At 40.0% G+C, this 24,411-nt stretch carries 13 protein-coding genes and 1 pseudogene; 6 read left to right on the top strand and 8 right to left on the bottom strand.

The features are described 5' to 3' along the window. Window positions 1–212: 212 nt before the first annotated feature. Window positions 213–937: pseudogene (locus DW036_RS01505) on the top strand (TonB-dependent receptor); the annotation flags it as partial. A gap of 2 nt (window positions 938–939) precedes the next feature. Here the strand turns inward: DW036_RS01505 and DW036_RS01500 are convergent. From DW036_RS01500 to DW036_RS01490, 3 genes are all read right to left on the bottom strand, one after another. Continuing rightward, entirely contained in the window at window positions 940–1,590 is a 651-nt protein-coding gene (locus DW036_RS01500) for an ABC transporter ATP-binding protein (protein ID WP_118461165.1), read from the bottom strand. 72 nt (window positions 1,591–1,662) lie between these two features. Next, entirely contained in the window at window positions 1,663–2,373 is a 711-nt protein-coding gene (locus DW036_RS01495; protein WP_118460742.1) for a ThiF family adenylyltransferase, read from the bottom strand. Between the two features lie 34 nt (window positions 2,374–2,407). Continuing rightward, the gene (locus tag DW036_RS01490; protein ID WP_118460740.1) at window positions 2,408–4,543 is read right to left on the bottom strand and encodes a cation:proton antiporter; all 2,136 of its coding nucleotides are present in this window, start codon (window positions 4,541–4,543) and stop codon (window positions 2,408–2,410) included. A gap of 153 nt (window positions 4,544–4,696) precedes the next feature. Between DW036_RS01490 and DW036_RS01485 the strand changes: the two genes are divergently transcribed. Further along, a complete protein-coding gene (locus tag DW036_RS01485; RefSeq protein ID WP_118460738.1) occupies window positions 4,697–5,704 on the top strand; it encodes an aspartate-semialdehyde dehydrogenase in 1,008 nt (335 codons plus the stop codon). 364 nt (window positions 5,705–6,068) lie between these two features. On the opposite strand, the gene DW036_RS01480 is transcribed toward DW036_RS01485, so the two are convergent. The 4 genes from DW036_RS01480 to DW036_RS01465 form a co-directional block, all read right to left on the bottom strand. Continuing rightward, complete coding sequence (locus DW036_RS01480; protein ID WP_118460736.1) at window positions 6,069–7,118, bottom strand: winged helix DNA-binding domain-containing protein; 1,050 nt, start codon at window positions 7,116–7,118, stop codon at window positions 6,069–6,071. Between the two features lie 162 nt (window positions 7,119–7,280). Continuing rightward, window positions 7,281–8,978 (bottom strand): RagB/SusD family nutrient uptake outer membrane protein, encoded by a 1,698-nt coding sequence (locus DW036_RS01475; protein ID WP_118461163.1) that lies wholly within the window; start codon window positions 8,976–8,978, stop codon window positions 7,281–7,283. Between the two features lie 22 nt (window positions 8,979–9,000). Next, the gene (locus tag DW036_RS01470) at window positions 9,001–12,393 is read right to left on the bottom strand and encodes a TonB-dependent receptor (RefSeq protein WP_118460734.1); all 3,393 of its coding nucleotides are present in this window, start codon (window positions 12,391–12,393) and stop codon (window positions 9,001–9,003) included. A 445-nt stretch (window positions 12,394–12,838) separates the two neighbouring features. Continuing rightward, the gene (locus DW036_RS01465; RefSeq protein ID WP_118460733.1) at window positions 12,839–13,687 is read right to left on the bottom strand and encodes a hypothetical protein; all 849 of its coding nucleotides are present in this window, start codon (window positions 13,685–13,687) and stop codon (window positions 12,839–12,841) included. 794 nt (window positions 13,688–14,481) lie between these two features. Between DW036_RS01465 and DW036_RS01460 the strand changes: the two genes are divergently transcribed. The 4 genes from DW036_RS01460 (at window position 14,482) to DW036_RS01445 (ending at window position 22,841) form a co-directional block, all read left to right on the top strand. Further along, the gene (locus tag DW036_RS01460; protein ID WP_118460731.1) at window positions 14,482–17,961 is read left to right on the top strand and encodes a TonB-dependent receptor; all 3,480 of its coding nucleotides are present in this window, start codon (window positions 14,482–14,484) and stop codon (window positions 17,959–17,961) included. A 12-nt stretch (window positions 17,962–17,973) separates the two neighbouring features. Continuing rightward, window positions 17,974–19,836, top strand: a complete 1,863-nt coding sequence (locus tag DW036_RS01455) for a RagB/SusD family nutrient uptake outer membrane protein (protein ID WP_118460729.1) — start codon at window positions 17,974–17,976, stop codon at window positions 19,834–19,836. A 52-nt stretch (window positions 19,837–19,888) separates the two neighbouring features. After that, the gene (locus DW036_RS01450; protein WP_118460727.1) at window positions 19,889–21,301 is read left to right on the top strand and encodes a DUF4623 domain-containing protein; all 1,413 of its coding nucleotides are present in this window, start codon (window positions 19,889–19,891) and stop codon (window positions 21,299–21,301) included. A 97-nt stretch (window positions 21,302–21,398) separates the two neighbouring features. Next, on the top strand, window positions 21,399–22,841 hold the full coding sequence (locus DW036_RS01445; protein ID WP_118460725.1) for a glycoside hydrolase family 10 protein: 1,443 nt from the start codon (window positions 21,399–21,401) through the stop codon (window positions 22,839–22,841). 101 nt (window positions 22,842–22,942) lie between these two features. Here the strand turns inward: DW036_RS01445 and DW036_RS01440 are convergent, their stop codons facing one another. After that, window positions 22,943–24,268 carry an ATP-binding protein gene (locus DW036_RS01440; RefSeq protein ID WP_118460723.1) on the bottom strand — a complete coding sequence of 442 codons (1,326 nt, stop codon included), beginning with the start codon at window positions 24,266–24,268 and terminating at the stop codon, window positions 22,943–22,945. Between the last annotated feature and the right edge of the window lie 143 nt (window positions 24,269–24,411).

Here is a 24,411-nt window from a genome sequence, read left to right as displayed (position 1 = left end):
TAATCTATATAAATTATAAAAATCGGGGTAAAGGTATAACAAAATGTCATAGATACTAGCTGCCCATTATAGAAACGAACTTAAAAGTAGTTTGTTTTTCTAAATAAAAAAATAGATTAGTACTTTCCAGCATCATACTCTAACAACGAATACCGGAACGGGCATAATTACGATACCCGTATGAATCAAGGGAATAGCCATATATTCAGTGGAGTGCTATAGAACAAACTATAGACTCTTTCCAGATACGTCGTGGAAATCCGAATCTGAAATCGTACATATGCTATCGTACGGAACTGACTTATGAGTGGAAGAAAGGTATTTTCTACAGTAACCTATGGGATGCATACAATTATCTCCCAATGCCATTATGGATGAAAAGTTACAGGAAGGCAATAAAATAGTACAAACGTGGGATAACCAGAAAGACTGGCAAAAGTTATCCGGACGTCTGATGCTCCGGGTAGGCCCACTATGGGATATGCTGCAACTTTCATTCACAGGAGGAGTGAACCATTATATAAGTCATGGAAACAATTACTCTCACACTTATACCAACTGGTATTACGAAGGACAAGCTTCATTCAATTACAAACGATTCTCCTTGTTCTGGCAAATCAATACCAATTGGAACAACTTCTGGGGAGAGACCCTCTCAGGAGGAGAAAATATCCAGATATTAGTTCTATATTATAAATATAAAGATCTCCGTTTAGGTGTAGGCGCTTTCAACCCATTCACTGATAATTATAAAGTAGAGAATGAGAATTGGAATCAATTTGCCTCGTACAAGACTAAAAGCTATATTAAGGAAAGCTCACATATGTTTCTGGTCAGCTTATCCTACAATTTCTCTTTCGGACGTAAATTCAAAGCAATACAAAGAAAAGTAAACAATAGCGATAATGATTCAGTAGTAATGAGTACGGGAAAATAAGATTAAACTATTTCCCCGTCAACCATGTGCACCGTACGGTCCGTAATCTGTGCCAATCCTTCATCGTGAGTAACAATAACAAATGTTTGTCCGAAACGATTGCGAAGGTCGAAGAAAAGCTGATGCAATTCTTCCTTATTATGAGTATCCAGGCTACCCGAAGGTTCGTCAGCCAGTATCACAGCCGGATGATTAATGAGAGCACGGGCTACGGCCACACGTTGTTTCTCCCCACCAGAAAGTTCATTAGGCTTATGCCCGGCGCGATCTGTCAGTCCCATAAACTCCAACAGTTCCAATGCAGATGCAGTAGCTTCTTTCTGCCCCACACCGGCAATAAATGCAGGTATCATCACGTTTTCCAATGCCGTAAATTCCGGTAAAAGCTGGTGAAACTGAAAGACAAACCCTATATGTTTGTTACGGAAAGCCGACAGTTCCTTCTCCTTCATACGGCTGACCAAAGTACCGTCGATAGTTACCGTACCGCTATCAGGGGCATCCAAGGTTCCCATAATTTGAAGTAAAGTAGTCTTTCCCGCTCCACTCGGGCCAACGATACTAACGATCTCGCCTTTATCTATATTCAAGTCAATCCCCCGCAAAACTTGCAGGCTACCGAAACTCTTGGTTATTCCTTGTAATTGTATCATATATACTTCATCTTTATCTAATGTTAAGTACTGATTCTTTGCCAATAAGGTGGCAAAAGATGCGCTTGCTGATCATAATCTCTTCAACACATACTCCGCCAGATAGCATCCAAATACCGCCGGCATATAGCTGACTGTTCCGCATGTTGATTTCTTATTCATTTCATCCTCTGTCAGCAGTACAGCTTTCGGATCCGCTTGTTCCGTACTGAATACCACCGGCAGTTTACGCTTGATTCCCATTTTCTGAAGTCGTTTTCTGACTGCCTTGCTCAGTCCGCAATGATAGGTATCCCATATATCGGCAAAGCGGACCTGGGTTATATCACTCTTTGCTCCGGCTCCCATACTGGAAACAATCTTAATATGTCGCTTTAAAGTTTCTGCAATCAAATGACATTTCGGAGCCAGCGTATCAATGGCATCCACTACAAAATCATAGGATGCTGCATCCAGCAGTTCGGGAATATTCTCATCTTTCAGGAATACCGGCAACACCGTCAATTCAATTTCCGGATTAATATCCCGGAAACGTTTCTCCAAGATTTCCGCCTTGCTCATTCCCAATGTAGAATGTAAGGCCGGAAGCTGACGGTTGATATTCGTAGGTTGCACTGTATCCGCATCCGCAATCGTCATGCGTCCCACTCCGGCACGACAAATCATCTCCGCTGCATACGCTCCTACTCCACCAAGACCCACTACAAGCACGTGTGCCTGCTGCAAACGTTCCATCTTCTCCTCACCCAATAAGAGCCGTGTCCTCTGTCTCCAATCTTCCATCCTCACTAATCACTTATCACTTTGTTGCTAATCACTAATTACTCTTCTTGAACCATTTATAGAACCATTTGCCTACCTTTTCATAATGCTGATCTTCATTATTACCACGTGGATTAGAGAAAGACAACATATCTTGCGGTTCACCCAACTGATCCGGATAGAGCACTATCAAACTATTGTTGGCAAAATACTTTCCTAACTGGGCAGGAAGTCTTTCGAATGCAGGATCATAAGAAATAGAACCACGGCGGGCACTGATAATCACCAGTAAGTGATCATAATTCACTTGTCCGGTCAACAACAGTAAATCCCCCCAATCATCCAAACGGGAGAAATCAGTCATTGTCGAGCTAAACCTCTTCTTTACCAGTATTTGTAAGAGCGTAGTAGTTTCTTCATTAGCGAAGAAGTGTACCCGGCATCCCAATGTACTTCCCATACGGCAGAAATGTTCTACCCACTTCTGGAAACCCGCTTCATATTCTGCTTTCGGCGGAACAGCAATATTAATTCTCCGTATAGTATTAATCGGCATCAGGAATTTTGCAATTATCACTTCCCGGTGCAAACCTTTCAACAGATTCTCCGCCAACATACCAAAGAAGGAATCCACAATATTAACTTTACGGTGCAAACCTATTACCACATCCGTCACTCCATGCTCTTTTGCCGTATGAATAATGCCGGAAGCAATATTCAAGTCATAACGGCTGATTTGTTTCAGCGGCACATCCACCGATGCCGTTATCATGGCTGCTTTCTCAAGATAACGTTTTCCGCGAAGTTCCAGAGCTTCCGATGCATTATTATCATTAATCACATTCAATGCCACCAGATTATCTCTCTGTTTAGGATCACGTATCAACAAGGACAGACTCACCAAATCTTCAATCGTATCCGGATTGGCAACCGGTATTAAAATCTTTTCCAGCTCTACCGGACGTTTTTCATCCTCCAGATGGGCCTCATCGATAGCGATCTTACGAGCAGCGCGTTCAGTAATAAATGAACTTACCACACAGGTCACGAGGATTAACAATACAGTGCCATTCAGGACATCGTCATTCAGCAGTCTTTCACCATTAGGCAGAATTATATTATATCCAACCAGTACAGCAGCCAATGTAGCCGCAGCCTGGGCATTGCTCAAGCCGTACATTAGTTCCCGCTCAATAGCTGCCATTTTATATATCTTCTGCGTCAGCCAGCAAGCAATCCATTTACCAGTCAAAGCAACAGCAATCATTACCCCAGCCACCTTCAACGCATCACCATGGCCAAAAATCACATGTATATCAATCAGCATTCCCACACCGATCAGGAAGTAAGGAATGAAAAGTGCATTGCCCACAAACTCCAGGTGATTCATCAATGGAGAAACATGCGGAATAAGCCGATTCAGTACCAAGCCGGCAAGGAAAGCTCCGAGAATGCCTTCCATCCCCACAAATTCCATTAAGCCTGCCCCCAGAAATACCATGGCAAGCACGAAAATGAATTGCATTACATTATCATCGTATCTGCGGAAGAACCAACGCCCAATGCGAGGGAAAAAGTACATAATCAATCCACCCAAGAAAACCACTTTGACAACCAGCCATACCCAGAACAGTCCACCGGATTCCCCCTTAAACATACCACCTACCACAGCTAAAACCAACAGCGTAAGGGTATCAGTCACCGCCGTACCTCCCACTGCAATACTTACACTGCGATGTCGGGAGACGCCATATCGAATCACGATAGGATATGCCACCAGCGTATGCGAAGCATACATACTTGCCAACAGAACTGAAGTGATCAAACTATATTTCAGGAAGGTCATGTTCACCACAAGACCGATCATAATTGGAATGATAAAAGCCAGTAACCCCAACATTACGGCCTTTCCCCTATTTTGCTTAAAGTCTGACATATTCATTTCCAGACCAGCCAGAAACATGATATAGTATAAACCTACCTTGCCAAACAACTCGAAACTACTATCCCGTGCTAAAATATTAAACCCATGCTCGCCAATTACCAATCCTGCCAATATCATACCGATGATATGTGGGATACGAAGTCTGTTCAACAAAATAGGAGCAAACAATATAATAAGAAGTACAAGGAGAAATATCCATGTAGGGTCGGTAATGGGAAGTTTTAGACTGAAGTCAAATAAGTCCATGGGCTTCAAGTTTTAGGTTTACGTTGCAAAATAACAAAAAACTTTTCATTTTATACGTTGTCATACAGCAAATTGTTATAAATTTGCAGCCAATTCTATCGTTTTTAAGCATAGAAGAACATTTTTATAAACTTAATTAAAAAACAAAAGAAAATGAAAGTAGCTATTGTTGGAGCAAGCGGAGCCGTGGGACAGGAGTTCCTGCGTGTGCTCGATGAAAGGAATTTCCCGTTGGATGAGTTAGTGTTGTTCGGTTCTAAACGCAGTGCCGGAACAAAATACACATTCCGCGGTAAACAGATCGAGGTAAAACTCTTGCAACACAACGATGACTTTAAAGGGGTTGATATCGCTTTCACTTCCGCAGGCGCTGGTACCTCTAAAGAGTATGCCGAGACCATCACCAAACATGGTGCCGTGATGATCGATAACTCCAGTGCTTTCCGTATGGATAATGACATACCTTTGGTAGTTCCCGAGGTAAATGCTGCCGACGCAAAAGATCGTCCACGCAGCATCATCGCCAACCCTAACTGTACCACTATACAGATGGTAGTGGCACTGAAAGCCATCGAACAGCTTTCTCACATAAAAACTGTACACGTTTCTACGTATCAGGCTGCCAGCGGTGCAGGTGCTGCCGCTATGGATGAATTGTACACACAATACCGCCAGGTGTTAGCAGGTGAATCTGTTACTGTTGAAAAGTTTGCATACCAGTTGGCATTCAACCTCATTCCTCAGATTGACGTATTCACTGATAACGGATACACTAAAGAAGAAATGAAGATGTTCCACGAGACCCGTAAGATTATGCACTCCGACATTAAAGTAAGTGCAACTTGCGTACGCGTTCCTGCTCTTCGTTCTCACTCTGAAAGCATTTGGGTAGAAACAGAACGTCCTATTTCAGTGGAAGAAGCTCGTGAAGCTTTTGCAAAAGGCGACGGCTTGGTATTGCAGGATAACCCTGCCGAAAAGGAATATCCAATGCCTCTGTTCCTTGCAGGCAAAGATCCCGTTTATGTAGGTCGTATCCGTAAGGATCTGGCTAATGAAAACGGTCTGACTTTCTGGATTGTGGGCGACCAGATCAAGAAAGGTGCTGCACTGAATGCAGTACAAATTGCAGAATATTTGGTAAAAGAGAATGCTCTCTAAGCATTACCAATAAAATAGAACCATTGGAGAAATGGTTGCAAACGAAAAAAGAGGTTATCCCGGAAACGAGATAACCTCTTTTTCATACTAACCCATTGGCGGGAATTCATTCATCTCGGCATGAAAATGAATTAAAGGTTAGTGATAAGATTTTGTTAGTTTACTGATAATCAATCAATAGTATTTACCAATTGGTTACTACAAGATGTAAAAGCATTTACTGCCGTATGTAACGACCTTTACCCCTTACTGTAACGACCTTTACCTCGGCATGTAACGCCCTTTACTTCGGTGTGTAAATGGAGTTACCGTGTGGGGTTAACAAAGTTACCATTTGGCGTAAACTGAATTTCCATACGAGGAATCAACTTTCATGAAACAACAAGCATTCTTTTATAGCTTTTTCGACAAGCTTCTTTGCGGCAGGCCTGCATCCAGGGAAAAAAGATGTATCAAAAGCCCCTCTCTTCGAAGTCTTACGCCAGTTTCCCGTGATACGGCCTTGATGAAGAATAACAGGTTGAAATATACCAAAATTATTATAGGCATACTGCGCGTGCGATTCCTTTATACAGTCAAAGCGGTTTTTATAACTTACCAGATATTCATCAAACGGCGGGAGAAACTGGAGAATACTTTTTTCATCAACTTCTACCTCCCCGGTAAGTCCGGGTGAAGAGATATGTATCATCATCTCCCTGTCATTATATCGTTCTGTTATAATTTCCTGACCAAGTGACGCTATAGCGCTACGTACTTCACGTATGTTCAATGCAGACCACCACACAAAATCTTCCAGTGTTGCCGGTCCATGACTTCTGAAATACCTCCGGGTAAGCTCAGCAAGAGCCTCTTCACGAGATAGCTTTATGGCATCCGGAACCCTTTCACCGGTCAGTGCATATGTATGTTTTCCATTTTTCTCAATGCCGCTACATACCGTTCCATCCACTTCTGCAAAACTCAGACACATTTTAGTTATAGGCTCGCTAATGTTTATCCCCTTCAAGTTTAGTTGTTCAAAAGCTTCTTGGCACGTCAGATGCTGTCCAGTCAAGATTTCTTCTATTTTAGGTTTGTATTGCAAACAATCCTTCTCCGTCAAACCATGATGCTTTGCATAAAAGCTGAACCTTGACAACATACCCTTAGCAGACAACTCAGTCATCCATTTTATATCCTTCCCCGGAATATAATGCCACGTAGGACGCATCACGTGAGTACGCAAAATCCGCCCTGAATCCAATGCCTCCTGAACAGCCGTCAACGAAGGTTTCGCTACACGCAACCCCACTGCCCACTTAACCGCCCTGATCTCTTGCGCCTGCATAGCACCCATCCATTCAACAACCTCCTCCGGCTTTTCAAACCGTGGCCCTGCAATTCCCTGTGATAACATTCTTAATTTAAGCATACTTCTAATGACAAAATTATTATTTTACTAACGGACAGCTTTTTACAAAGATAGAAAATATTTATGATATCCAATCATCCCTCTATATCGCAGCAAAAAAGAGGTTGAACTCTAAGTAAATAGAATTCAACCCCTTTCAGTTACACCATTAACAATCTCACCTTATTTCCAGAACGGATTCTGTTCCATATTCGAGTTCAAAGTCAGCTGAGTTGTAGGTATCGGATAGAAATAATGCTTGGCTTCGTAAGTACGTGGCTGGTTAAGAGTATTAGAACCAATCATATATCCATCACTATTCACATCGACTTCCGGATTCTCCACATTCTTCATGTTAGCTCCAAGATAGATCGTAGGATTCTTGGAAGAATCAAGTAAATCAAGTTTATGCCAACGAATTAAATCCCAATAACGAGTCCAGTTATCACACATCAACTCACAACGACGGCAACGGCGGATCTCCCAAATCAAATTGCTAACGCCCATATTGTTGGCTGGATCAGCTTCCGGTTGAGTGGTCATACCGGGTAGTCCGGCACGTTCCTGTAACTTATTAATGGACTTATCAAGATCAGCCTGTGTCAATGTTCCAAGCTCTGCCTTAGCCTCAGCGAAGTTCAGATAGACAACAGACAGCCAGAAAAGCGGACAGTCTGTATATTGCTTGTTGATACTGTTACGATCGCCTACTGCCAATTCCTCCGGATTATCATATTTAGCTATACCGTAACCAGTAGTAGAAGTAAATCCTGCAACTCCGGCACGGCTATAAGCACTACCCTTGAAACATAACACAGGATCGAGAGTAACCGCTAATCGCTTATCGCGAACAGCAAGAACAGACTCAAGATTGTATTTACCATCTGCATCTTTCACCGCGGCATCATTGGTATCCATTGTAGTGGTTGCTTTGGGTTTACCGTCAAGGAACAAGTAATTATCAAAAGCATTTTTGGTCATACCGCTGGTACCACTTGTATTAACAGTATAGTCGATGGTGGAATGCATGAAAACATTCTGAGAATAAGGCTTGAAGAAAATCATTTCAGGATTAGAGCTAAGCGAAATTGAATTATAGTTTCCCTTATAGCTCGGATTCAATGAATATCCCTTAGTCATCAATGCTTCACAAGCAGCCACGCATTCACGCAGATACTTTTCAGCACGAGTGTTGTCAGCAGCCTTACCGGCATTGTCACTTGCATTGCGATATTTACAGTAAGTACCTTCATACAACGTGATGTCAGCTTTCATAGCCAATGCCATGTCAGCACTGAAGCGTTGCTTGTTAGTGCCCGTAATTGTATTCGCAGCATAGTTTAAATCTTCAAGGACATTGTCCATTACCACATCTCGATCCGTACGTGGTCCGTAAACCACATCTTTGTCTGCCGGATCTACAACTGTAGTTATCCACTGTACGTCACCATACATGCGAACCAGTTGATAATACTCCCATGCCCTGTTTAAGCGAGCCAGGCCTTCATAATTAGCTTTAACAGCTTCATCGAGAGAGGATGTTTGCAAACCTTCGATAATATAATTGGCACGACGGATTTCAGTGAAAGGATCTGACCAATTTGTAGAAGTAGCCACCACACTTGTGTAAGTCCAGACTGTTGACTGATAGTCTACCTGGTCATCACTCAGTGTTTTGAAATAGAACCAGCCACCACCACTGCCATTTCCATAACCCGAATAGTTGTTATAGAATGTATTGCATTGGTTGTCAAGATTACTCGTATTACTCCAATATGCAGGAGTATTGGTAAAGGCATCCAAAGGTGCTTTGTCGAGAAAGTCATTACAACTTGTCAAGGCCATCAGTGCCATTGTTCCGTATATGAATAGCTTTTTCATCATTCTTATTGTTTAATAGTTATTATAAGGTTACCTGAATACCGAATGAGAAGGTACGAGTGATAGGAGTTGTACGTCCCCAGCCTCCATAGGTAAGGCCATCACCAGTACTGATTTCCGGATCAACTGGAAGATCACTGCCCTTGTAGAGCAAGAAGAGGTTACTACCACTAAAGTAGATACGTGCCTTTTCGATGAAAGCTTTGCGGGTCCACTCCTTCGGTAAAGTATAACCAACAGTTACGTTCTTTAAACGAAGATAAGACATATCAGTTAAGTAACGAGATTGCGGATAATAGTTATTGGAACCGTTTGCAATACCTGATACAGTACCTTTGGCTTCATTTCCCGGATATAAACGAGGATAAGTGTTACCTTGGTTGATATCATAACCGGTAATCGTTTTCCAATCATCAGTATAGAATACTCTATTGAAACTTTTTTGATTATCGTAGATAGCCAAGTCAGCTGCGCGCATCATCGGGAAATTCAAAGAAGAAATAGTCCAATCAGAACGTTTTCCCACACCTTGGAAGAATAAATCCAAGTCAATACCTTTCCAGTTACCCCCCAAATGGAAACCATATTCATAACGGGGGAGTGAATTACCGATAACCTTCAAGTCACCATGATCATCAGCGGTTCCTTTTCCACCGTCAATTTCGCCACTGCCATCCAAATCTTTGAACTTAATATCACCAGGACCATAATGGAACGGGGCACGTTCAAGTGCGGACTGACCGGCAATACCCGGCTTGTAGTTCCATGAACCGTCTGCATTCTGGCCGGTAAAATCAGATTCCTCAAAATAACGATCTGTTTCGAAGCCCCAGATATCACCATAATTCTTGCCCGAATAGTAAGAACTGAGCAACTTAGTGTCATTATTCCACTTCGTTACTTTTGTCTTTGAATCACTAAGATTGAAGTTAGCATACACATTAAATTCACCGAATTTATGATGCCAATCGAGGTTTAATTCCCATCCACGGGTGCGCAGTGTACCTGCATTATCATAAGGAGCAGTAGCACCTACACTGTTCGGAAGAACCTGAGCAGGAGCAAGCATATCACGGTTTTCACGTTGGTACCAGTCAAATCCTACAGTTAATTCATTATTCAGGAAACCTAAATCCAAACCAATATCAGTAGTGCGGATGCGTTCCCAAGTAAGAGACTTCGACACCAGTTTAGGCATATTGTACTGAGTCAATCTATTAGCATTAGCTCCATTACCATCCACCCAGTAAATATATCCTGAAGCCAACGTGTTTTCGCGTTGGCTGATCAATGCCTCAAACATATAGTCTCCGATGGCTTCATTTCCAATTTCACCATAAGATGCACGCAACTTAGCATTGTTAACCACTCTCTTCAAAGGTGCAAAGAAGGCTTCTTCTGAGAACCGGTATCCGATAGATGCAGAAGGGAAGAATGCCCATTTATCATTATGTGGGAATCTGGAAGAACCATCATAACGTCCATTCACCTCTAACAGGTAAATGCCCTTATAATCATAATTAATACGTCCGAAGTAACCGGCTGAAGCACGGGAAGTGTGCGACCAATTTATTTGTTGTCCATCTTGGCTTGCCAGATTCAATTCAGGATATGCTTCATCATACAATCCTTTGCGGTATCCATATAAATAAGTATAATCCACTTCTTCAGCATTGGCTCCGACCATTACATTCAAATTATGGCTCTTTGCAAAAGTCTTGGCATAGTTGGCATACGCATTCAAAGTCCAAGTATTCTGCTTGGAATTATCCCGCCAGATTGCCGAGTTACTTTTGGTAACAATATATTTAGGAGTAGGCATTCCCGACCAGTCAATACCATAGACCGAGAAGTCTTCAGAACCACTGTTCAAGTTCTGAATTGCATAAGTGAAATCAGCATTCAAAGTAAGTCCTTTTACTATTTCTGCTTTCAAGAATCCATTCAGACGGGTAAGGTCAGTTATTTCCTTACGGTCGGATGCTTGCTTACGCATAGCCATGAGGCGAGTGTCATAACCATCAATAGTACCTGAAGGAATAAAGAAAGAACCCCAACGCCAAAGGGTCTGATAAGTACTACTGTAAATGTCAGGACGCTGATAAGCCTTACGAGAGTAATTGACACGTGCACCTACTTGCAACCAATCATACAAATTGGTCGTTACATTCACTGAAACATTGTATTTCTTCAATTCATCGGGACGTACTTTCATTATACCTTCCTTCTCATCATAACCAAAAGAAAGATAATAATTAGTCTTACCAGAACTTCCCTGAACAGATATATTATGGCTTTGTGAAGGGGCTGCTTTGCTATAATAAATATCTTGTACATCCCAGTCAGCATAATAATAAGGAGTTCCGTCAACGATGCTATAATCACCCACATTGCTATCGCTCTGATATGGTCTCATTTCACCGTACTTCAGTTTTCTTCCGCCATTCTGTTGCGCCCATTTCTCGGCATAGGGCAACAGCTTGTCAAAGTACATACCGAAGAGCTCAACTTCATATTGGTTAGCATTAGCCTTAGCCTCTAATGCAGCTCTAAGCTGTGTGGGTACATCCGGGAAATTCGGAAGGTAAGTTGCTTGATCCCAAGCGAAATTATTACTATAGTTTATAGTAACCTTTTCCGTCGGTTTAGCACTCTTCGTATTAATTAAAATAACACCAAAAGCTGCACGTGTACCATAAATAGAGGTAGAAGCAGCGTCTTTCAGCACAGAGATACTCTCAATATCCTGTGTATTCAAGAAAGAAATGTCATCCATCGGGACTCCATCCACAACAATCAACGGATTACTCTTTTCAGAATTACTTAACGTACCGACACCACGAATACGCATTGCAGCACTTCCGTTGATATCACCATTTTCAGTTGTGATACTCAAACCAGGAACCGCACCTTGCAATGCTTTGGTTACATCTTGCTGAGGACGGCCTGACATCGTTTTATTCAAGTCTACAGTAGTAACTGCACCTGTTAAATTGGCTTTCTTTTGTGTACCGTAACCAACTACTACTACTTCATCCAATAATTCCGTATCTTCCTTCAACACGATTTTCATAGTAGGTGTAGCCTTTACTTCCTGAGGCTGATAACCTACGAATGATATTTTTAATATTGCTCCTGATTTTACACTCAATGCAAACTTTCCATTAACGTCAGTAACAATACCATTAGTTGTCCCTTTTTCTACCACACTGGCACCGATAACCGGCTCGCCTGTCGCATCTACAACCAAACCTGTAACATTGATAGATTGTAACTGCTCTGTTACTTCTGAAACATGATCAGAAGCAACCTGGTTAGCCATCGCATTACCGCTTCCTAAAAACAGTGCACTGATGGCTACTGCTGTGAAGAATTTGCTATTTGCTAATCCTCGTTTTTTGCGATCTTCATTCATAAATGATTGATAATTTTGTTGTTAAATAAAATAGTTCTCTCAAAAATTAGGGTAAGGATAATCAGATAGAAATAGTTAGTCAGATCTATTTCTTCTGTCAGACAAGTTTTTCTTCCATAGGCGTTTTTTCTTATTTATAGGTTTAACTTATATTTTATCTCTCTTGTTATTTTTAGAGGTTTACCAAGTTCCAAGAGAACTTAGTAATTCTACTGTCGGTCGAAAATTAAAATTCACTAAATACTGTTACAATTTAGCTGGTCATTTTAAGAGATAAACTCGTTATTAACAAAGGTGATGAAACGTAATTTCTTCGTTTCTTCTTAGCAAAGATATATTATAATTTAATATCAAGAACATTCCTTTGCATTTATTTAACTTTATATTTATATATTTGCAAATAAGGGATTATTATACCCCTGTCAATATACTTTATATACAGATTTTAAGATTCTTCAATATTTAATGAATGGAAGTCAATTAAACCATTCATTGGAGTTTCTTCAATAATATCCAGCTCAATATCAAACTCATTGGCAACTTCTCTCAAAATTTTTGCATAACTATAAGCCAATGATCCAACAAAACGGATTGGATAGTTCTTATAATCATATTGGCAAACATTCCTTATGAAGAAATTGCGTAAATTAGTAGTTATTAGATCATATACATAATCATCGCTTGTATAATCTGCCAGAAAATACGAAATAGTAGAGAGGAAACGATTAGGAAATGGACGATTATAAACAGATTCCATTACTTCATTCGGGCTAATACGAAACTTTTCAAAGAAATCGGCCATAATATCTTTGGGTGCTAAACCTTTTAATACATCTGAAAGAAAATGCTTGCCCAGCACTGCCCCACTGCCTTCATCGCCCAATATATACCCACCAGCTCTGACATTTTTTACTATAATTTTTCCATTGTAAAAACAAGAATTGGAACCTGTACCTAAAATACACGCAATTCCTGCTTCACATTTAAATAGACCACGGGCAGCCGCAAGTAAATCGCTTTCTACTTGAATCGGAGTTTTGAACTGTGCTACTAATGAGGCCCCCAATACATTCTTTTTTTCATAAGAAGTACAACCAGCACCATAATAATATACTTGCTCAAGCTTTCTTTTGAAAAAAGTCTCGGGTAAACCTAAACGCACACTTCGGCTGATCTCTCTTCGGGTTTGGAAGAAAGGATTAAGTCCCTCAGTAAAAACACGTTGTATCAGGTGATTGTCTTCAACTAAGGCCCACTCAGTTCTTGTTGAACCACTTTCTGCAATCAGTTTCATACGCAGTTAGATTTAGAATTGGATACAAATATATAGTTTTTTTTAATATACCAGCACAAAAACTTCCAAAACTTCATTTTATCATCCTGTTCTTGGAGAGTGTACTACTCAATAAAATGAGTATTTGATGGATATAGGGTAGAAACGAGGAAAAATATGTGTTACCGGATAGTTCCACAAGCCTATATTGAATAAATGTAAGCCGTTTTCTAATATGCAAAACATCCCTTATGCAGGGCTACACCTTTTGCTATAAAGGGTGTAGCCATTGCAGCCAAAGGGTGTAGCCATCCGAAAGAAAGGGTGTAACCCTGTGAAGCTATGCTTACAACGACTTCACGAGGGGGATAAAAGACCTTTCTTTAAAAAGGAAACTAACCTAAGATCTATATCTATTAACTGGAATAAAAATCGCTTTTTATAGCCTACGCCACACCATAGCCATACCACAGCCATACCTGAGACGTACTTGCTCCGTACATTCTCCACTCAGAGGTACTTCTGACTGGAGAAAGTATGGAGATGGTACGGAGCAAGTATGTTTTAGATATAGTTGAAGACAACATATCTTATAGAATATTATTTATTCAACACAAGCATACTAAGTTCTCTTGGAACGGTAAATAGAAACAAATAGAGATACTATATAAGTCAAACCTAATAAATAGAAGAAACGCCTATGGAACAGAAACTTACCTAATAGAAGAAATAATTCCGTTTTATTTCTAATTCACTACCCTTACCCTAAATTTTGAGAAAATTATTTTGATTAACAACAAAATCATCAATCTTTTATGAATGAAGATCGCAAAAAACGAGGATTAACGCATAGTAAACTCCTCATGGCAGTAGCTATCGGTACGCTGTTTTTGAACAGTGGAAATGTACTAGCTACTCAGATTGCCTCCGACAGCTCTTTGGAAGTGACAGAGCAACTACAAACTCAAACGATTAACGGCTTGGTTGTAGATGCCAACGGTGAACCGGTTATTGGAGCCAGTATTATAGAGAAAGGAACTACAAATGGTGGTATTACGGATATTAATGGTAAATTTACACTGACTGTAAAGCCAGGTGCTACCTTAAAGATTTCATACATAGGCTACCAGACTCAAGAAGTGAAAGCTGCAAGAACTATGAAAATTATTCTGAAAGAAGATAGTGAATTGCTGCAAGAAGTAGTAGTGGTAGGTTACGGTACACAAAAGAAAGCTAACCTGACAGGAGCAGTAGCAACAGTCGATGTAAATAAGACATTAGACAGCCGTCCTATCGCTGATATTGGTCGTGGATTACAAGGTGCGGTAGCGGGAGTTAATATCACAATCCCAACTGGTGAAGTAGGCTCAGACCCTTTGATTAAAATTCGTGGTCAAGTTGGCTCTATTTCAGGAAACAATACACCACTCATCTTATTGGACAACGTGGAAATCCCAAGTATCCAGATGGTAAATCCTAATGATGTTCAATCTATTTCTGTTTTGAAAGATGCAGCTTCATCTTCTATCTATGGTTCTAAAGCTGCATTTGGTGTAATCCTAATAACCACAAAATCAGGAGCACAAAGTGATAAATTTGAAATAAGTTATTCGAATAACTTTTCTTGGCAAGACCCTGCTAAGAAAATTGAGATTGGCGGTATAGAAGCCTTACAATATACACTGGATGCGCAAACAAACAGAAGAGAGCCAATGCCAGCCGGCGGTTTCTGGCGTATTAGTCCTGAAAGCCTGGAAAAGGCCATTGAATGGCAAAACCTGTATGGTGGAAAAGTAAAATGGAATGACCCGGTAGTGTATGGTCGCGATTGGTACTATGACGGAAAAGACAAATATGGATATAGACTTTATGACGGTGCTAAAGCCATGATTAAAAATTGGACACCGACAATGACCCATAACTTGTCTGTTAATGGTAAGAGTGGCAAGACCAGCTACAATATCGGATTAGGTTATCTGGATCAGAGCGGTATGTCAAAAACGGCTAAGAAAGATGACTTCAAGCGATACAATGCTTCGGTGAGTGTTACTTCAGAAATCAATAAGTATATTACCGTAAGAGCAAGTTCAATCTATTCAGATCGCAACAAACGCTATCCGGGAATTGGAAATACAACCGCTGACCCATGGTTATATCTTTATCGCTGGAGTCCGCTAATGCCTATGGGGGTAACTGAAAATGGCAATCCGTTAAAAGAACCCACTTACGAAATGGCAGCTGCCAATACGGATAATCTGCAAAATAAATACTACAATATCAATTTAGGTTTCACACTGAATTTAACCAAAAATTGGGATGTCAAGTTTGACTATACATATGACAGACAAACTACTGAAACGAATTCATCCGTAATGCAATATGAGGCTGGTGAAATGTGGTATGCTCCCACTGCCTGGATGGAAAACGGCAGTCAGGTATTTGTTAACGAACAAGGAGAGAGAGTAGACACCGGTGGTATGCCTGCATATCGCTTCCCCGTGAACAAATACTATAACAGTTCCGGTCCAAGTGCCAGTCAGGTAGGCAATAACAGTAAATCTATTGATAACAATACTTTCAACATTTATACCACTTACAACTTATTACTGGGCTCAGAAAAGCAACATGCATTCAAGTTTATGGCAGGTATGAACAGGGTTACCAATAAATGGAGTTCATATAAAGGTTGGAAAACAAATCTGATTGATTTGACAAATCCGCAATTCCCATTGGCATCCGGAGATCAATTTATTGAAGGAAACCGGAACTGGGAAGCACAGTTAGGCTTTTTTGGCCGTCTTAACTATTCTTTTGAAGATAGATATTTTGTTGAAGCAAATATACGTAGGGATGGTTCATCCAAGTTCCCAAAGCATCTGCGTTGGAAGTGGTTCCCTTCTTTCTCTGCCGGCTGGGTATTTACCAATGAAAAGTTTATGGCACCTATTAATAATATCTTAAGCTTCGGTAAATTCAGAGCTTCATGGGGTAGTATTGGTGACCAATCTGTTTCAAACACTCTGTATAAATCCATATTGTCAGATGGTCAATCATCATGGCTGGATGGAAGTGGAAATAAAACACCTATGTTCGGTACTCCATCATTGGTGGACAGCGATATTAGCTGGCAGCAAATCGAAACACTGGATTTCGGTGTCGACCTCAGGTTCTTTAACAACAAGTTCGGAGTAACTTTCGACTGGTTCCAACGTGATACGAAGAACATGATTATTCCTGGTGAAAGCTTACCGGTGACTCTTGGTGCAGCTGCCCCCAGTGGCAACTATGGCAGTTTGAGAACCAAGGGTTGGGAATTGTCAGCTGACTTCAACCATCGTTTTGCCAACGGATTGGGCATTAATGCAACAGCTTCTATTTCAGACGCTTCTACTTTTATCACAAGAGGTGCCGACTACTTGACTCCGTGGGAAGATCGTAGTTTGGGAACTACCTACTCGACCGGAAGACGCTATGGTGATATTTATGGTTTTGTAACTGACAGATTATTCCAAAAAGAAGATTTTATATATGGAGCAGACGGCCAGATTGAAAAGATTATCGTTATTTATAACGGAACAGCCCGTACCACCTATAAACAATCTTCAGAGTATCCGGTTTATCAGGTGCATTATGAAGATGGAAATAAGCTAATATTCTCTCCTGGTGATACCAAATTTGTAGATCTTGATGGTGATGGTTACATCACTCCGGGAACCAGTACAAATGGTAATCCGGGTGACCAAACTGTTATCGGTAATACCACTCCTCGTTATGAATACAGTTTCAGATTGGGTGCTGACTATAAAGGTTTTGACTTTTCTATCTACTTCCAAGGTATTGGAAAACGCAAGATTTGGGGTAACGGTCAGTTAGCAATTCCTGGGTATAATGCTAAGGAAGGTGCACTGCCTAAAACTTTTACAACAGACTATTGGACAGAAGAACGCACCAACGCTTTCTATCCCAGAGCATGGGACTTAGGTGGCAGCAATACTGGATTTGCTATGCAGAAACAATCCCGCTATCTACTGGATATGTCTTATTTAAGAATCAAGAATATAACATTGGGATATACCGTTCCGACAAATATCTTATCTAAGATATACATCAGCAAAGCGAGAGTCTATATGTCATTGGAGAACTTCTTTACATTTGATAACCTGAGAGGATTACCTATTGATCCGGAAGCTATATCAGGATATTCTATGTTCTCCACCAACTATAATCTTGGACGTACAGGTACCGGTACACCGGTATTCAAAAGTTTGTCATGTGGTGTTCAATTAACCTTCTAAAATAGAATCATTATGAAATTAAAAATATTTATAATTTTAGCCGGTGTCGTTTTATTGTTTACGAACTGTAATGATGTGCTCGACCGCCCGTCATTGACTACGGCTGAGGATGATGCATATTGGACCAACGAAGATAGAGTACGTCTATATGCTAATGCTTTTTACACAAACTTCTTTGTGGGGTATGGATTAAAGTATACAACGACTTATGCTCCTAACGCCAATTATACATTTAATGACGATGCAGTGAGGATGTCCACTCAAACACAGTTTGGGCGTACAGTTCCTACATCTAAAGGAAGTACAAGCCTGGACATGATGTGGCAAAGTGAATTTACCGGTCCTACATGGAATTTTGCCTGGGTTAGAAAAGCAAATGTTATGATTGACCGCATCACTAATCTGATGCCTGAAATATTGACAGACGAACAATATAACCATTGGACAGGTGTTGGACGCTTCTTCAGAGCACTGGAATATGCTCGTCTGGTAAATGTTTTTGGCGATGTTCCTTATTACGACACAGAAGTTCAGAATACGGATAAGGATGGCTTATACAAAGACCGCACTCCGAGAAACGAGGTTATGGATGCAGTTTACAACGATTTTGAGTATGCATTACAGAACGTTCGTTTGAATGATGGAGGTCAATATGTGAATCGTTACGTAGTAGCCGCCATGGTTTCAAGATGGGCTCTGTTTGAGGCAAGCTGGCAGAAATATTATTATAAAAATAACGAACGGGCTAAAAAGTTCTTCGACCAAGCTGTTGCTGCGGCAGAGATGGTTATGAATAGTGGTAAATATGGTATTGTTGAAGATTTCCGCAAATTATTCGGTTCTACTGACTTAACCAACAGCAAGGATTGCATTTTATATAGAAAATATGACGCAGGTCAAAACGTTACGCATTCCATTGCATCGACTTGTAATATGAATGACCCTACTGATGTTGGTCCAAACCTGGATTTGATTAAAGCGTTCATCTGTACAGATGGTAAGGATTGGCAGACTTCTTCTTTGGAGAATGTAGATGATTTCACTCTTAGCAATCTGATTAAAACAAGAGATTCTCGTTTTGAAGCCAGCTTCTATACTAAACCCACCCCAAGATCCAAGAGTAGCTATTTATATGTAACGAAGTTTATTCCACGAAGTGGACTGAGTTATATTGAAAGTGGTGGTTCTCCGGCTGCAGAATTCCAAAGCGAGAAAAACGTAACCGGGTATCCGGTATTGCGTTATGCTGAAGTCCTGTTAAACTGGATTGAAGCGAAAGCTGAACTTGCAACATTGGGTGGTGCAGAGGTCTCTCAGTCTGATATAGATATATCTATCAATCTGATTCGCAAAAGACCGGTGGCAGATGAAGCCAAAGCTTTAGGAGTAACAATGACAGCTGAAATGAAGCTGGACGCACTTCCACAAGATCCTCATAGAGATCCTACTGTGCCGGCATTACTTTGGGAGATCAGACGGGAAAGAAGAATGGAATTTGCTTTTGAATTCTCACGTATCATTGACTTGAGACGTTGGAAAAAGCTGGAATACATGGATACCGATAAGAATGAAGATTTGCTGATTGGTACCTGGGTTAATTTCAACAATGAAGTAAAAAGTGAATTGAAGGATGAGAATAAAGGAAAGCTCAGAGTAATGGCCAAAGACGGCAGCTTTATAGTATATGATGGAACTAATGCCGCTAAAATGAATGGTTTCTTCTATCCTACACAAAATCAGGGTAGACTGCCGTTCCTGAACGTTCCTAATGTTAATCCGTATCTTTCTCCTATTGGTACGAATCAAATTTCAGATTATAAAAATAAGGGATATACTTTGACTCAGACTGAAGGTTGGCCAACAGGCATCAATTGACAACATGAATCAATGAAATCATGGAAATTATTTTAAACTAAAACATGAGATTATGTATAAATTAATAAGAAATATAGGATTTTTGGCTGTATTGCTGGGACTTAGTCTGGTATCCTGCGATGAGGATTATCCGAAAAGCCATATAGCACCTTATGATACCGAACTTCTTTCTATCAAAATAACCAATGCAGGTGCAGATGGCAATACAGTTGTAGAAGGAACTATTGATGAAGACAATAAAATCATCAATTTCCCCCGCTTGGATATGACAACGAACTTCTCTGCTCTTAATCTGGACGCGAAGCTTTCTGATGGAGCTACTCTTCAAAATTCGGTATTGGATTTTTCTATGGATGAAGAAACAGCTTCTAAGACTTTGGTTCTTCGGATAGTAAATCAAAAGAGATACAAAGAATATTTTATAAGAGTCAGAAAAAGAATTCCGGTATACGGAGCTGATTTTGAGAAGCCTACAGTATATGATTTCTCCGGAGATAATATTTATTCTGATTATGGGAGCCAACTGACAAGATGTGCTTCTTATGATGGCGAGCATGTATTGATTGTCAGCAGAAAGACCGCTCCTCATCTTCTTAAGGTATCTGACCTAAAGAAAGGAGAAACTAAACCTATAATGTTAGATCTTACAGGTGTAACGGGGGGGACTTTCTCTTACAATATGGGAGCATTGGCAAACGGACATGTATATATTGCATCGCTATCAGGTTCTCAAGCATCACCATTGAAGATTTATTATTGGGATACACCGACTTCTAAGCCTGAAGTTATTGCCGATATCAAAGTATCGGATATTCCTGGAGCTGGAAACAGGCATGGGGATAACATATCAGTCAACATTGATAAAAACGGCAATGGATTTATTTTCTTTGGAGATAATGCATCTACTAAATTTTTGAGACTGACCGTTAGCAATCATAAGACAATAGGCGAACCGAAAGTACTGACTTCAAGCGCTGATGCAACTATGGTCACCAATGTATATAGGATAGAAGATACAGACCAGTATGTATGGGCAGGAGTAAGATTGCCTGTTACATTGGTTGATGAATCTCTTGGAAGTAAATATGCAATGAACAAATCGAACTTGGAAACAGAAGCGGTTGCCCCCAGGATATTTACCTTTAATGAGGAACGTTATCTGATAGTTTGTAGTGCCGGACAAGGAAGCGCGTCCAAAGCAACTCCTTCCTTAGTTGTTTACAATCTGACCAAGGGAAGTACAGTGGCTGAAGCAATGCAGAAGTTTGATGAAGGAGATAATCATAATCCTGATTATAAATTCATCTTGGGTGGAAGCGGTAATGGAGCAGCTCTTGCACAAACAGATTATCTTATAGAGAAAGATGAAAATGGAAAGGATGCTAAACTCTGCATTTTCGGCTCGCGTACAGATTCTGGATTTGTAATCTGTGAATTTCCTATCAAACAAGAGGAAGAAGATTAATAACTATCTTCGTTTTTTAATCAAATAAATTATAGTATTAACATAGGAGCCGTCTAATGAGTGAGAATTAGGCGGCTTCATTATTCTGAATTTAGAAATGAAATATTTGAAATATCTAACCTTGATTATTTTCATTGCATTTGTCGCATCTTGTAGTAAGGACAATGACGATGATATTATACCGCCACCGGAAGAAAATACACCTTCGACTTTACCTCAAAAAGAGTTACGTGGAGTATGGGTAACTACAGCCTGGGGTATCGACTGGCCCATGGAGGAGTACAATGCTACAGCTCAGAAACAAAAGTATATTGACTATCTGAACTTATTAGTCGAAAACAAAATGAATGCGATCTTCTTCCAGATTCGGGGAATGGCAGATGCATTTTATGATTCGCAATACGAGTCTTGGAGTAAGTATATCACAGGAACTGCCGGAGTTAAGCCAAGTTATGACGTTCTGGGATTCCTTATTGAAGAAGCTCATAAACGAGATATCCAATTCCATGCCTGGTTGAATCCTTATCGTATTTCTACCCGGGCCAATAAAGGTTCGGCATTTCCTCAGTTGGATCCAAAGATTCCAACTGAACTGACTAAGGATTACGAAAAGATTCGGATTTATAATCCGGCTTTACCTGAGGTGCAAACCCGCATCACACAAATCGTCAAGGAGATTATTACTAAATATGATGTTGATGGTATTCACATGGATGATTATTTCTATCCTGCATTAGAAGCATCTGAGAACATGAATGATAATGCAGAATATGAAAAATATGGTAAGGCGCAATTTGATAATATTGCTGATTTCAGACGAAATAACGTAAATGTAGTAATCCAGAATATTCAAAAGACTATTATCGAGACTCGTCCTGATGTGATCTTCTCAATCAGTCCTGCGGCCAATATGGATAATAACTACAATACTTTGTTTGCAGATGTGAAAAAGTGGTCGAAAGAAGGCTGGGTGGATGTTGTAATTCCACAATTGTATTTTGCTACGGGTACGGAAGAAAGTAGTTTTAACCAGAGACTAAATTTATGGTCACAATATATCTATGAGAATCATCTTTTAGTAGGATATGGAGTTTATAAATTTGGTGACCCGGCATATGGTAGTAAATTCCAGTCGTCCGAGGATCTGCAGAAACAGTTCGACTTTGCAAAAACAAAACCAAAAGTAAAAGGAAGTGTTTTGTATAGCGTTAAATATCTGGTAGAAAATAAAGTCAGGATTATGGATGTAATCAGGAATGTATATAAAAGTCCTGTTTTACTTCCTTACTTAGGCAGAACCATAACTGAAAAGCCAAATGCTCCTACCAATGTTCGCATAAATGGAAGTAATTTATCATGGAATGGAGTACAAGCTGCTTACTATGCAGTGTATAAAGATAATGGTGTCAACCAAATAGCCAGCTTAATAGGGACCACTAAAGATACCACATTCAAACTGAATGAAAAAGGAACTTATTTCGTAACAGCACTTGATAAGAAAAATGCAGAAAGTGATTTATCGGAATCTGTGAACTATTAAAATAGGTTCATCCTGCAAAATATTCCTTGAAAATCAGAACATAAGCAGATACTTTTTGACCTTGCACTAATTAAATAGCCATTAAATTAATGATCATTTAATTAGCACAAGGTCAAAAAATTAACAATCTTCTTTGTCCAATCTGCCAGATATAAAGGTATATTAATCAGCGTGCCATCTTGTTTTAGATTATTCAATGAATAGCGTAACTTACATGCCGGATGATAATTTGCATCATAAACAGACAAGCTTTTACCTCCTAATCGGGTTTGAGCTTTCACCTCAACAGGGATAATTTCACTACCAGACTGAATGACAAAATCAACTTCAGCTTTCCCTATAGAAGTCCAATATCGTGGAAGAATATTATATTGAGGAACTAAACTCTGCAAAACATAATTTTCAGCAATAGCTCCTTTAAATTCCGTATATACATCGTTACCCAAAAATATAATTTCAGATGGAAGCCCGGATAATTCACGCAACAGTCCGACATCGGATAGATAGACTTTGAATGCTGACAAATCATCATAGGCTTTCAAAGGAAGAAACGGTTTTGTTGTACAAAATACCCGATAAATCAAACCGGCACTTTCCAACCAAAGCAAAGCGTCTTCATAATCACGGGCACGTGCACCGGGCTTAACCAATTTATATAGGAACTTTCTGTTCTCTTTAGCCAACTGGCTGGGAATGGAATTCCAAATATGGGTAATACGGGGAATATCTTTATTCTCTGCATGTTTTGAAAAATCCAGAGTATAGGCATTCAGTATTGTTTGCTGTTCCTTTTTCACTTTTTCCATACCTTTGTTTTCGAGGAAATAGTTTATTACGGCGGGCATTCCACCAATGACCAAGTATTGCTGATACAGTTCACTAAGCCTGTCAGTAACGAATTGTGGTAAAGGAGCTATTTCTGTAAGTTCTTCAATATAACTGTATAGTTTTTCATTGATCGTCTTCAGGAACTCCTTAAATGTAAGAGGATATAAATTCAAGAACTCAACTTTGCCTACCGGGAATGAATCTCCCTTCGACAAAGCCACACCTAACAAAGAACCTGCCGCTACAACAGCATACTCAGACGCATCTTCGTAGAAATACTTCAATGCGTTCAGGGCAGGATTGCATTCTTGAATTTCATCGAAAATAAGTAAGGTTTCGCCCGGCAGAATAGGACTATCAGTGAGCAATGACAATTGTGAGATAATTCGGGAGGGTTCTTTAGTTGTTTCAAATATCTCATGGATAGAATGATCCTTGTCAAAATTAAATTTGACCGTGTACTTAAACTCTGTTCTCCCAAAATATTCAAGAATCCAGGTTTTTCCGGTTTGACGTGCTCCTTTTAATATAAGGGGCTTTCTTTCAGAATTGCGTTTCCACGCTTTCAAATCTTCTATTATACTCCGATACAATTCCATAGCTACAGTCTTATGTTCCGATTATTGGCATTATCACACAAAACAGGTTTCTGTTTTTGGCAAAGCTACCAATAATCGGAACATAAACAAATAATAATCGGATAATTATTCTCTCAACATATTCTATATGGCATTTTTTAACC

The organism is Bacteroides sp. AF39-11AC, assembly GCF_003474285.1.
Taxonomy (GTDB): domain Bacteria; phylum Bacteroidota; class Bacteroidia; order Bacteroidales; family Bacteroidaceae; genus Bacteroides.
The sequence above is the reverse complement of the archived record's forward strand: the minus strand, read 5'-3'. Positions and strand labels throughout refer to the sequence as shown.

Coding starts and splice junctions, on each gene's coding strand:
- DW036_RS01450 (WP_118460727.1), top strand. CDS start 19,889: ATGTATAAATTAATAAGAAATATAGGATTTTTGGCTGTATTGCTGGGA.
- DW036_RS01495 (WP_118460742.1), bottom strand. CDS start 2,373: ATGGAAGATTGGAGACAGAGGACACGGCTCTTATTGGGTGAGGAGAAG.
- DW036_RS01480 (WP_118460736.1), bottom strand. CDS start 7,118: ATGCTTAAATTAAGAATGTTATCACAGGGAATTGCAGGGCCACGGTTT.
- DW036_RS01445 (WP_118460725.1), top strand. CDS start 21,399: ATGAAATATTTGAAATATCTAACCTTGATTATTTTCATTGCATTTGTC.
- DW036_RS01475 (WP_118461163.1), bottom strand. CDS start 8,978: ATGAAAAAGCTATTCATATACGGAACAATGGCACTGATGGCCTTGACA.
- DW036_RS01490 (WP_118460740.1), bottom strand. CDS start 4,543: ATGGACTTATTTGACTTCAGTCTAAAACTTCCCATTACCGACCCTACA.
- DW036_RS01485 (WP_118460738.1), top strand. CDS start 4,697: ATGAAAGTAGCTATTGTTGGAGCAAGCGGAGCCGTGGGACAGGAGTTC.
- DW036_RS01440 (WP_118460723.1), bottom strand. CDS start 24,268: ATGGAATTGTATCGGAGTATAATAGAAGATTTGAAAGCGTGGAAACGC.
- DW036_RS01500 (WP_118461165.1), bottom strand. CDS start 1,590: ATGATACAATTACAAGGAATAACCAAGAGTTTCGGTAGCCTGCAAGTT.
- DW036_RS01455 (WP_118460729.1), top strand. CDS start 17,974: ATGAAATTAAAAATATTTATAATTTTAGCCGGTGTCGTTTTATTGTTT.
- DW036_RS01460 (WP_118460731.1), top strand. CDS start 14,482: ATGAATGAAGATCGCAAAAAACGAGGATTAACGCATAGTAAACTCCTC.
- DW036_RS01465 (WP_118460733.1), bottom strand. CDS start 13,687: ATGAAACTGATTGCAGAAAGTGGTTCAACAAGAACTGAGTGGGCCTTA.
- DW036_RS01470 (WP_118460734.1), bottom strand. CDS start 12,393: ATGAATGAAGATCGCAAAAAACGAGGATTAGCAAATAGCAAATTCTTC.